This is a genomic window from Rhodococcus sp. GB-02, assembly GCF_053470465.1.
Genome location: NZ_JBPUKE010000003.1, coordinates 580,474 through 590,718, shown reverse-complemented (window position 1 = coordinate 590,718; position 10,245 = coordinate 580,474). Strand labels below are relative to the sequence as shown.

At 62.8% G+C, this 10,245-nt stretch carries 12 protein-coding genes; 4 read left to right on the top strand and 8 right to left on the bottom strand.

Annotation, left to right across the window (positions count from 1 at the left end):
* From nuoE to ACSW29_RS23145, 8 genes are all read right to left on the bottom strand, one after another.
* Window positions 1-825: an NADH-quinone oxidoreductase subunit NuoE gene (gene nuoE / locus ACSW29_RS23180; protein WP_317828593.1), complete on the bottom strand. Its 825-nt coding sequence runs from the start codon at window positions 823-825 to the stop codon at window positions 1-3.
* Complete coding sequence (nuoD, locus tag ACSW29_RS23175; protein WP_448278386.1) at window positions 822-2,153, bottom strand: NADH dehydrogenase (quinone) subunit D; 1,332 nt, start codon at window positions 2,151-2,153, stop codon at window positions 822-824. The genes nuoE and nuoD overlap by 4 nt, the downstream gene beginning before the upstream one ends.
* Window positions 2,153-2,815 (bottom strand): NADH-quinone oxidoreductase subunit C, encoded by a 663-nt coding sequence (locus tag ACSW29_RS23170; protein WP_448278385.1) that lies wholly within the window; start codon window positions 2,813-2,815, stop codon window positions 2,153-2,155. Before ACSW29_RS23170 ends, nuoD begins: the two co-directional genes overlap by 1 nt.
* Entirely contained in the window at window positions 2,812-3,366 is a 555-nt protein-coding gene (locus ACSW29_RS23165) for a NuoB/complex I 20 kDa subunit family protein (RefSeq protein WP_095970587.1), read from the bottom strand. Before ACSW29_RS23165 ends, ACSW29_RS23170 begins: the two co-directional genes overlap by 4 nt.
* An 80-nt stretch (window positions 3,367-3,446) precedes the next feature.
* Window positions 3,447-3,806: an NADH-quinone oxidoreductase subunit A gene (locus tag ACSW29_RS23160; protein ID WP_347872597.1), complete on the bottom strand. Its 360-nt coding sequence runs from the start codon at window positions 3,804-3,806 to the stop codon at window positions 3,447-3,449.
* 245 nt (window positions 3,807-4,051) lie between these two features.
* Window positions 4,052-4,444: an Rv3143 family two-component system response regulator gene (locus ACSW29_RS23155; RefSeq protein ID WP_448278550.1), complete on the bottom strand. Its 393-nt coding sequence runs from the start codon at window positions 4,442-4,444 to the stop codon at window positions 4,052-4,054.
* A 180-nt stretch (window positions 4,445-4,624) separates the two neighbouring features.
* Window positions 4,625-5,059: an SRPBCC family protein gene (locus tag ACSW29_RS23150; RefSeq protein ID WP_230817121.1), complete on the bottom strand. Its 435-nt coding sequence runs from the start codon at window positions 5,057-5,059 to the stop codon at window positions 4,625-4,627.
* An 87-nt stretch (window positions 5,060-5,146) separates the two neighbouring features.
* Entirely contained in the window at window positions 5,147-5,629 is a 483-nt protein-coding gene (locus tag ACSW29_RS23145) for a toxin-antitoxin system HicB family antitoxin (protein WP_230817122.1), read from the bottom strand.
* Between the two features lie 155 nt (window positions 5,630-5,784).
* Here ACSW29_RS23145 and thyX point away from each other — a divergent pair, with 155 nt between their 5' ends.
* The 4 genes from thyX to ACSW29_RS23125 are packed head-to-tail and all read left to right on the top strand — an operon-like array spanning window position 5,785 to window position 10,194.
* The gene (gene thyX / locus ACSW29_RS23140) at window positions 5,785-6,537 is read left to right on the top strand and encodes an FAD-dependent thymidylate synthase (protein ID WP_317828591.1); all 753 of its coding nucleotides are present in this window, start codon (window positions 5,785-5,787) and stop codon (window positions 6,535-6,537) included.
* Window positions 6,538-6,580: 43 nt separating this feature from the next.
* Window positions 6,581-7,486, top strand: a complete 906-nt coding sequence (gene dapA, locus ACSW29_RS23135) for a 4-hydroxy-tetrahydrodipicolinate synthase (protein WP_003942142.1) — start codon at window positions 6,581-6,583, stop codon at window positions 7,484-7,486.
* Window positions 7,487-9,511, top strand: a complete 2,025-nt coding sequence (locus tag ACSW29_RS23130) for a ribonuclease J (RefSeq protein WP_347872599.1) — start codon at window positions 7,487-7,489, stop codon at window positions 9,509-9,511.
* Between the two features lie 59 nt (window positions 9,512-9,570).
* A complete protein-coding gene (locus ACSW29_RS23125) occupies window positions 9,571-10,194 on the top strand; it encodes a TIGR03085 family metal-binding protein (protein ID WP_317828589.1) in 624 nt (207 codons plus the stop codon).
* Window positions 10,195-10,245: the final 51 nt, after the last annotated feature.

The following is a 10,245-nucleotide window of genomic DNA, read 5'->3' as shown; positions in this document are numbered from 1 at the left end:
TCACTTCCCTTCGCCGGGAGCGTCGACCGCGGAAGCCGGGCCTGGTCGATTGTCGTCGAGAGATCGGCTGACACGCAGTCCGGCAACAGTTGCCCCGCCGACGGTCTGCGCTTCGGCCGCTTCGATTCGCGTATCCGGGAAACCGGCCAGGGTGCGCGCGGTCTGTCGGAACGAACACAGCGTCGCACCGCGACTGGGCGTCACGCGCTCTCCGGCGCGTAGCGCATCGACAAGTGAGCGCGCCGATTCCGGAGTCTGGTTGTCGAAGAACTCCCAGTTGATCATCACGACGGGCGCGTAGTCGCACGCCGCATTGCACTCGATGTGTTCGAGGGTGATCTTGCCGTCGGCCGTCGAGATGGTGTGTCCGCCTTCGTTCCTGGACCCTGCCGAGCCCAGGTGCTCTTCGAGTGCCGCGAGGATGTCGTCACCGCCCATGATCGCGCACAGCGTGTTGGTGCAGACTCCGACCAGATACTCACCCGTCGGACCACGCCGATACATGGAGTAGAAAGTGGAAACGGCGGCGACCTCAGCGCCCGTCAAACCTAGCTTGGCACTGCAGAAATCGATCCCGGCCGGCGTGATGTACCCGTCCTCGGATTGCACGAGGTGAAGGAGCGGCAGGAGGGCCGATCGACTGGTTATCGCGGCGGCGTCAGGCTCGCGATAACGAGCGATGACGGTGTCGGCGTCGGCGTCGAGTCGGGCGAGTACGTCGGGGGGATAGCTCGATCGTGCGCCGGGGCGTACCAATTGTGTGGGTTCCTCCGGTCGCGGTCCGAGTTCGATGAACACCCGTGACGAACCGTTCGGGCCGGTCATCGGTCCACTCCGCCCATGACGGGATCGATACTGGCGACCGAAGCGATCACGTCGGACACCATGCCCCCCTCGCACATCGCCGCTACGGCTTGAAGGTTTGTGAACGACGGATCCCGGAAATGGACGCGGTACGGCCGGGTTCCCCCGTCGCTGACCATGTGCACCCCCAGTTCGCCACGCGGAGATTCCACGGCGACGTACACCTGACCGGGCGGCACGCGGATGCCTTCGGTGACCAGTTTGAAATGGTGAATCAGACCCTCCATGGACGATTCCATGATCTTGGCGATGTGCTTCTGCGAGTTGCCGAGGCCATCAGGTCCGACGGCGAGATCGGCAGGCCAGGCGATCTTCTTGTCGTCCACCATGACCGGCCCCGGTTGCAGCTTGTCGAGACACTGCTCGACGATCTTGAGGGACTCCTTCATCTCCTCGACGCGGATGACGTACCTTCCGTAGCAATCGGATCCGTCGTGCGTCACGACATCGAACTCGTAATTCTCGTAGCCGCAGTAGGGCTGCGCTCGACGCTGATCGTGGGGGAGACCTGTGGCGCGCAGGACCGGTCCCGTCACTCCGAGCGCCATACAACCGGTGAGATCGAGATATCCGATTCCCTGAGTGCGGGCCTTCCAGATGGAGTTGTCGCTGAGCATCAATTCGACGTCTCGCAACCGCTTAGGAAGGACCTTCAACAGATGTCGTACCTTCGCCACCGAGCCGTCGGGTAAATCTTGCGCCAGACCGCCAGGCCTGATGTACGCGTGATTCATCCGCAGTCCGGTGATCGTCTCGAACACGTCCAGAATCAGTTCCCGTTCGCGGAATCCGAACAGCATCGCCGTCACGGCGCCCAGTTCCATTCCGCCGGTCGCCAGGGCGACAAGATGTGACGAGATTCGATTGAGCTCCATCATCATCACGCGAATGACGGTGGCTCGCTCGGGAATGTCGTCGGCGATGTCGAGAAGTTTCTCGACTCCGAGGCAGTAGGCGGTTTCGTTGAAGAACGGTGACAGGTAGTCCATCCGAGTAACAAAAGTGACGCCCTGCGTCCAGTTCCGGTATTCGAGATTCTTTTCGATTCCGGTGTGCAGGTAGCCGATTCCACACCGTGCTTCCACGACGGTCTCACCCTCGATTTCGAGTATGAGGCGCAAGACGCCGTGCGTGGACGGATGCTGCGGGCCCATGTTGACCACGATCCGTTCGGCCTCGCCGGTTCGCTGCCGGGCCGCTGCGGTGACGATGTCGTCCCAGTCCTGACCGGACGCCGTCACGATGGTTTCCGTCGTGGCGCCGGCGCTGCTTCCTGTCGTGTTGTTCATCAGTTGTACGCCCTACGCTCGTCGGGTGGCGGAGTCTCGGCACCCTTGTACTCGACCGGGATACCGCCGAGCGGATAGTCCTTCCGCTGCGGGTGGCCTTTCCAATCGTCGGGCATCTCGATACGGGTCAATGCCGGGTGACCGTCGAAGACGATTCCGAAGAAGTCGTAGGTCTCACGTTCGTGCCAGTCGTTGGTCGGGTAGATCCCGACGATCGACGGAATGTGCGGATCGGCATCCGGCACAGACACTTCCAGTCTGATCCGGCGATTGTGCGTAATGGAGGCGAGTGGATACACGGCGTGGAGTTCGCGACCGGTGTCCTGCGGGTAGTGCACTCCGTCGACACCCAGACAGAGTTCGAAGCGAAGATCCGGTTCGTCGCGCAGTCTGCGCGCGACCTGCGGGAGGTGAGACCGTTCGACGTGCAGCGTCATCTCGTCTCGAAAGACTGTTACTCGCTCGATTGCGTCGTTGAAAGTGTCACCCGCGCTGCGCAATGTGCCGTCCAAGGAGTCTGCAACCTCGTCGAAGTATCCACCGAACGGTCGAGAAGCCTTGTCTTCTACAGAGATTGGAGGGGCAAGACGGCTGTAGCCCGAGGTGTCGCCACTGCCGCGGACCCCGAACATCCCTCTCGCGCCGGTGTTGCCCGAGGTCATCGCAGCAGCCCCTTCATGTCGATGGTGGGGGTGGATGCCAGTGCCGCGCGCTCGGCTGCCGCGCGAGCCTCTTCGCGGTTGACGCCGAGGGGCATCTCCTGGATCTTCCGGTGCAGCTCGATGATCGCGTTGAGGAGCATCTCAGGCCGCGGCGGGCAGCCGGGCAAGTAGATGTCGACCGGAACGATGTGGTCGACGCCCTGTACCACTGCGTAGTTGTTGAACATTCCGCCGGAGGAGGCGCACACCCCCATGGCCAGAACCCATTTCGGCTCGGCCATCTGGTCATAGACCTGACGAAGTACCGGACCCATCTTTTGACTGACTCTCCCGGCCACGATCAGAAGGTCTGCCTGGCGCGGCGACGCGCGGAAGGCCTCCATGCCGAACCGCGCCAGGTCGAAGCGGCCGGACGTGGTTGCCATCATCTCGATGGCGCAGCACGCGAGCCCGAAGGTGGCAGGCCACAGTGATCCTTTGCGGACATACCCGGCAAGGCCTTCGACCGTTGTCAGTAGAAATCCGCTGGGAAGCTTTTCTTCGAGACCCATATCCGACTCTTTTCAGTCGTAACAGCTTCGGTATGACCGGTTTTGTCTGACTTCTTTGTGTTGATCGTGTCTTCGCCCAGCTAGTCCCAACCGAGACCGCCTCGTCGCCATTCATATGCGTATGCCACCGACACGTTGACTATGAAAAGGCCCATGGCCGCGAGACCGAACAAGCCGAGCGAATCGAAATGCACGGCCCACGGATAGAGGAAAACGATCTCGATGTCGAAGATGATGAACAGCATCGCCGTCAGATAGAACTTGACGGGAAACCGGCCACCACCAGCGGTACGGGGTGCCGGCTCGATTCCGCATTCGTAGGCTTCGAGCTTCGCCCTGTTGTACCGCTTCGGGCCGACCGCGGACGCGAGAACAACCGACACCACGGCGAAGGCCATCGCGATGACCCCGAGAACGAGAATGGGGATGTAAGCGTTCATGTCACCCGAACTCCTCTCCGCTGTGCGGATGTCCGCCTAGCCCGAAGGTGCCGTTAACCCGAAGGTGCCGTTAACCCGAAGGTGCCGTTCGATTTCGATACTGCCAGCAATTCGATATTTATGTGACCTGCGACACCCACACTAGGGGAGGTCTCCGACATTGGGTTGATTTTCGGGGTGCCGAGTTTCGCTCTCGAAAGTCCGAAGTAGTCGGCGCCGCAACGAATCACCGCTGCAACGGGTGCTCACCGGCTCAGTTGCCGACGGAGAAGCGCGATGACGGTGGAAGCGAGTTCGATCGGATCTATCGGCTGCGGCACTGAGGCTTCCGCTCTCGACCACGACGCCAGCCATGCATCGTCGGGTCGACCGGTCAGTACGAGGATCGGTGGACAGTCGGCGATCTCGTCCTTGAGTTGTTTCGCCACGCCCATGCCGCCGGCCGGACTGGCCTCGCCGTCGAGAATTGCGAGATCGATTCCGCCGGCATCGAGCTTGTCGACGACGATCGGCGCCGTTGCGACTTCGACGTAATCGATGGCGGGCATCGAGGGATGTGGACGCTCACCGAGAGCGAGCCGGACTTGCTCGCGCGTGTGCGCGTCGTCGCTGTAGACGAGGATGCGCACGGGTGCCATGGAGTTGGGCTCTGCGGTCTCGGCGGACACGCGGCCGACGTTACTCCGGGCGGTCCCCGGCTACCGGCGAATCTTCGACATCGGCAAGAACTTCCGCGAAATCGCAGCTCGGCTTCGCAGTAAACGGCCCCTACCCGGCGATGAACGCCGAAGTAAGGGCCGCCTGAATTGCGTGTGCGCTCAGAAGTTTTCGACGAACTTCGTCAGGCCCTTGCTTGCCGTTTCCAGGGCCGTCTTCTGCGCCTTCTTCACCAGGAAACCCGGCAGCGGAATCTTGGGATCGATGGTCAATTCGAAGGTGACTTTGGTTCCACCGTCGGTGGGCGTCAAGACGTAGGAGCCGTCCTGCTGGTTCTGCTGGCCGCTCTCGACGAGGGTCCAGGTCACCTTCTCGTCGCCCTCGAAGGTGTAGTCGACTACCTGCTCGTCGTTGATTCCCAGAATGGACACGGCCATGCGAACGCGATGGGGGCGACCGTCGGCGTGGGTGCTCTCGATGGTGATCTTCTTGTGCGCAGACGACCACTCCGGCAGTCGATCTACCGCGGCGACGGCCTGCATCACCGTTGCCGGATCAGCCTTGATCTCGAATTCCTTGACGCCCGAAACAGCCATGAACGTGCTCCTTCTCGCCTTGCGGCAACGGTTCGTGATTACTGCAGTTGCGCAATTAGATCATTCGGCGATCGGGGTGGCGTCGGACTAGTCCATGCCGTTCTTGCGCATCTGGTCCCGCAGTGCGCCCTGAACGGCTTGTGAAACCCACGAGTTGAGGGAGACTCCGTTCTGATTGGCTGCCTCCTCGGCGCGGGCTTTGATCTGCTCCATCATCCTCAACGTCACTCGGCTGATATCTCCGCTGACGTCGTCGAACGAGTAGGTGGAGTCCTTCTTCTCGTCGTCTGCCTTCTCGTTGTCGGCGGAATCGCCGCCAGTCGAACTGGGCGGGCGAACCACATCGACCAGCAACTCGCTGCCGTCGAGATTGACCTTGACCTCTCGATCGCCGAGCTTCGCCCCGATCTCCTTGGCCAGCTCAGTCGCCGCGGCCAGCAAGACCAGGCGGACCGAGGGTTCGATGGCGGCGGACAGCGACGCCGCAATTCGGCGCGTGTGATCGTCACCGAGTTCGGCTGCGGTGACAAGGTCGTTCTGCAGCTTTGCGGTGTACTCCGAAATGTCCATGACACCAGAGTGGCGTCAAAAGTGACGTCAGTCAAGGCTGCTGGTGACGTCACTCGATCTCGAGGACGGTCAACCGCTATAGAGTTGCCCCGCACCTGAGGCGAACAGCGTCCGGGTTTCGTGCTGGTTGTTTCGTGCTTGTCGAGGAGTGGGTTGTGCCGAACACGGTGTCGCTGAAAGTGCAGTTGGTGGCGAAGTCCGAGTTCTTCCCGCCCGAGGGCATTCCGTGGGAGACGGACGCCGACGGCGGCGAAGCGCTTGTCGAGTTCTCCGGTCGAGCCTGCTACCAGAGTTGGTCCAAGCCGAATCCGCGCACGGCAACCAACGCCGGCTACCTGAGGCATCTGCTCGAGGTCGGACACGTTTCGGTGCTCGAGCATGCAACCGTGAGCTTCTACATCACCGGTATCTCGCGCTCGTGCACTCATGAATTGATTCGTCACCGGCACTTCTCGTACTCGCAACTCTCGCAGCGATTCGTTCGCGAGAACGATGCGAACGTCGTCGTGCCTCCGGCTGTCGAAGGCGATCCCGAACTCGAAGCACTGTTTCTGTCGGCCACCGACGAAAGCCGTCGCGCTTACGGTGAACTGCTCACCGCCCTCGAAAGGAAACTGCAATCAGTGCCCGGCGCCCCGATGCGGGGGAAGCAAGCCAGGCAAGCTGCACGCTCGGTGCTGCCCAACGCCACCGAGACTCGCTTGGTGGTGACCGGGAACTATCGGGCCTGGCGGCACTTCGTCGAGATGCGTGCCACCGAACATGCGGATGTCGAGATCCGGCGAGTCGCGGTCGAGTGCCTGCGTCAGCTTCGCGACGTCGCGCCAAATGTGTTCGGGGACTACGAGATTCTCCGCGGAAGCGACGGATCGGAAATCGCCGTCAGTGCATTTGCAGCCGAGTCGTGACTCGTGTGCAGAAGTAAGAGCTGAACCGGGTAACCTTCTGACCATGACCTACGGTGATTCCGCTTCTCTTGTCGAGCGTCCGTTCGGCACCATTTCCGTTGCGATGGTGACCCCGTTCACTGCCGACGGGAAGTTGGACGTCGACGCGGGAGTGCGCCTCGCAGCCCATCTCGTCGACAACGGCTGCGACGGCCTTGTCCTTGCCGGTACCACCGGTGAATCTCCCACCACCACCGAGTCCGAGAAGCTCGACCTGCTCCGCGCGGTAATCGACGCCGTAGGCAACCGCGCGAAGATCGTCGCAGGCGCCGGCAGCAACGACACCGCCCACAGTGTCGAACTCGCCCGTGATGCGGCTCGCGCCGGAGCGCACGGTCTGCTCGTCGTCACCCCGTACTACTCGCGTCCGCCCCAGGCCGGACTTTTTGCACACTTCACCGCCGTCGCCAACGCGACCGACCTGCCCGTCATGTTGTACGACATTCCGCCCCGCTCCGTCGTCCCCATCGAGACCGAGACGATCCGCCGACTCGCCGAGCATCCGCGGATCAAGGCCGTCAAGGACGCCAAGGGCGACCTCAACGCCGGCGCAGAGTTGATCGGCACCACCGAGCTTCAGTTCTTCTCCGGTGACGACCCGCTGAACCTGCCATGGCTCGCTGTCGGTGCTACTGGCTTCGTCAGCGTCATCGGCCATCTTGTTCCGGGTCGCCTTCGCGACCTTCACACCGCGTTCGTGTCCGGCGACATCGCCCGCGCACGCGAGATAAACCTCAGTTTGATCCCTGTGATTCGTTCCGTTGCCCGTCTCGGCGGTGTCAGCGCTTCGAAGGCGGGTCTGCGACTCATCGGAATCGATGTCGGAGAACCACGCCTTCCGCAGGTTGCACCCACTAAAGAGCAGATCGACGGTCTTGCCGCCGATCTGCATGCGGCAGGAGTTTTGTAAATGACCCGTCCCCCCCGACGTCGTAGTGCCAGTCGTCAAGCCGGTCCGCCCGCGCCTCCGGCTCCCGAAACGGCCGCGAAGGCCGCACCGGTAGAGGCACCAGCTGCGCCGGCGGCAGAAGCGGCCCCCGCCGCAGCCGCCCCGCCCAAGAAGGCCGCAGCAACCAAATCTGCAGCAACCAAATCTGCAGCAACCAAGTCCGCTGCCACCAAATCTGCTGCACCCAAGAAGTCGACCGAAGACAGGTCGCCGCGCAAATCTTCCGGCGGCAACCGTCCGGCAGCGTCGAAGGCGGGCAACGGGCGCGGAAACAAGCGCCCCGAGAACCGTCCGGCCGTCGATCCCACTGGTCGACTCGGAACACCCCCGAAGGCGCCGGCATCAGGTCTGCGCGTCGTCGCTCTGGGCGGCATCGGTGAAATCGGCCGCAACATGACGGTGTTCGAGCACCGCGGCAAGCTGCTGATCGTCGACTGCGGTGTGCTGTTTCCCGAAGACCAGCAGCCTGGCGTCGACCTGATCCTCCCGGACTTCCGCTACATCGAAGACCGTATGGACGACGTCGAAGCCGTCATCTTGACTCACGGACACGAGGACCACATCGGTGCTCTGCCGTTCTTGCTGCGCCTGCGCGCGGACATTCCGGTCATCGGCGCGAAGTTCACTCTCGCCCTCGTTGCCGCCAAGTGCCGCGAGCATCGCCTGCGACCGAACCTCGTCGAGGTCGTCGAAGGAAACACCACCACCCACGGCCCGTTCGACTGCGAGTACTTCGCCGTCAACCACTCGATTCCCGACGCGCTCGCGATCGCGATTCGCACCGACGCCGGCGTCGTACTGCACACCGGTGACATCAAGCTCGATCAGCTGCCTCTCGACGGCCGCCTGACCGACCTCGCCGGTTTCTCCCGCCTGGGCGACGAGGGTGTCGACCTGTTCCTCGTGGACTCGACCAACGCCGAGGTCCCGGGATTCGTCACGCCCGAGCGCGAAATCGGGGGAGTGCTCGACAACGTCATCGGCAAGGCGAAGCAGCGCGTCATCGTGGCATCGTTCGCCAGCCACGTGCACCGCATCCAGCAGGTCGTCGACGTTGCCGCTCGGTACAACCGCCGCATCGTCTTCGTCGGACGCTCGATGGTCCGCAACATGCAGATCGCCCAGGATCTCGGCTACCTCACGGTGCCTGACGGCCTGGTCGTCGACATCGACACCGCCGCGACGCTTCCCGACGATCGCCTGGTTCTGATCTCCACGGGTTCGCAGGGTGAGCCGTTGGCAGCGCTCTCGCGGATGGCACGAGGCGAACACCGCCAGATCAACATCCGCGCCAACGACCTGGTCGTTCTGGCGTCCTCGCTGATCCCGGGCAACGAGAACTCCGTTTTTGCCGTGGTCAACGGTTTGGCCAAGCGCGGTGCCACCGTCGTGACGCAGCAGAGCGCCAAGGTTCACGTCTCGGGCCACGCGTCCGCTGGTGAATTGCTTTACCTCTACAACGCGGTTCGGCCCACCAACGCCATGCCTGTTCACGGTGAATGGCGCCACCTGCGTGCCAACGCCGCGCTTGCCAAGGCAACCGGCGTTCCGGAAGAGCGCATCGTATTGGCCGAGGACGGCGTCGTGGTCGACATGGTCGACGGCCTCGCCGAGATCGTCGGACGGGTACCGGTCGGACACGTCTACGTCGACGGTCTGTCCGTCGGTGACGTCGGTGAGCCGACGCTTTCCGATCGCCTCGTGCTCGGTGAGGGCGGCTTCATCGCCATCACCATCGTCATCAACGAGTCGACGGGGCGCGCGGTCAGCACTCCCGAAGTATCCGGTCGCGGTTTCTCCGACGATCCGACAGCCCTCAAGGCCGCCGCGGATCTCGTGGAATCGGACCTGACACGGTTGGCGAGCGAAGGTGTCATCGACGCTCACCGCATCGCGCAGTCCGTGCGCCGCGTCGTCGGACGCTGGGTCGCGGACAAGTACCGCCGCCGTCCGATGATCATTCCGACGGTCATCGCGGTTCCGTAGATTCGGCACAGCAGGTCGCTTGCGCTCGAACCCGGTCCGGTTCGAGTACTTTGGCGAAGGTGACCTTCGCTCATGACGAACGACTCGCCCTGGTGGACAGCATGGTCGAATTCGGCCCCGATGCTCCGACGCTGTGTGGGGAGTGGACCAATCGTGACCTGGCAGCACATCTGATCGTCCGGGAGCGGCGTCTCGACGCCGCTCCCGGAATCATGTTCAGCCCTCTGGCCGGTCACACCGAGACCGTGCGAAAGGCCGCAGCGGCGCGTCCGTGGGAGGACATCCTCGACGACGTTCGCGGCGGGCCGCCTCGGTGGTCGCCGATGTACTGGCTCGACGCGCAGGTCAACACCACGGAAATGTTCATCCACCACGAAGATGTACGACGCGCACACCTGAACTGGGCGCCGCGTCCGTTGTCGGAGGGTCGGCAGGCTCAACTGTGGAAGTACGCGCGGCAGATCGGCAAGATGGGCTACCGCAAAGCCGCTGTCGAGGTGATCTTCGAACTTCCGTCCGGAGAGAGCGCGGTCGTCCACAAATCCGGCTCTCGCAGTGTTGTCCTGCAGGGTGAACCTGCCGAGTTGCTGCTTCACGCTTTCGGTCGCAACGAAGTGCAGATCGAAGCAAAAGGCGAACTCGGCGACGTTCAATCGGTGATGGCGCTCGATCGCAGTTTTTGATCCGCCCGTTTGGGATCTGCCCGTCTTTCGACCTCTACCGAGTTCGCCAGG

Coding starts and splice junctions, on each gene's coding strand:
- ACSW29_RS23170 (WP_448278385.1), bottom strand. CDS start 2,815: ATGACCTCGGGCAACACCGGCGCGAGAGGGATGTTCGGGGTCCGCGGC.
- nuoD (WP_448278386.1), bottom strand. CDS start 2,153: ATGAACAACACGACAGGAAGCAGCGCCGGCGCCACGACGGAAACCATC.
- dapA (WP_003942142.1), top strand. CDS start 6,581: ATGACCTACGGTGATTCCGCTTCTCTTGTCGAGCGTCCGTTCGGCACC.
- ACSW29_RS23165 (WP_095970587.1), bottom strand. CDS start 3,366: ATGGGTCTCGAAGAAAAGCTTCCCAGCGGATTTCTACTGACAACGGTC.
- ACSW29_RS23145 (WP_230817122.1), bottom strand. CDS start 5,629: ATGGACATTTCGGAGTACACCGCAAAGCTGCAGAACGACCTTGTCACC.
- nuoE (WP_317828593.1), bottom strand. CDS start 825: ATGACCGGCCCGAACGGTTCGTCACGGGTGTTCATCGAACTCGGACCG.
- ACSW29_RS23150 (WP_230817121.1), bottom strand. CDS start 5,059: ATGGCTGTTTCGGGCGTCAAGGAATTCGAGATCAAGGCTGATCCGGCA.
- ACSW29_RS23155 (WP_448278550.1), bottom strand. CDS start 4,444: ATGGCACCCGTGCGCATCCTCGTCTACAGCGACGACGCGCACACGCGC.
- ACSW29_RS23130 (WP_347872599.1), top strand. CDS start 7,487: ATGACCCGTCCCCCCCGACGTCGTAGTGCCAGTCGTCAAGCCGGTCCG.
- ACSW29_RS23160 (WP_347872597.1), bottom strand. CDS start 3,806: ATGAACGCTTACATCCCCATTCTCGTTCTCGGGGTCATCGCGATGGCC.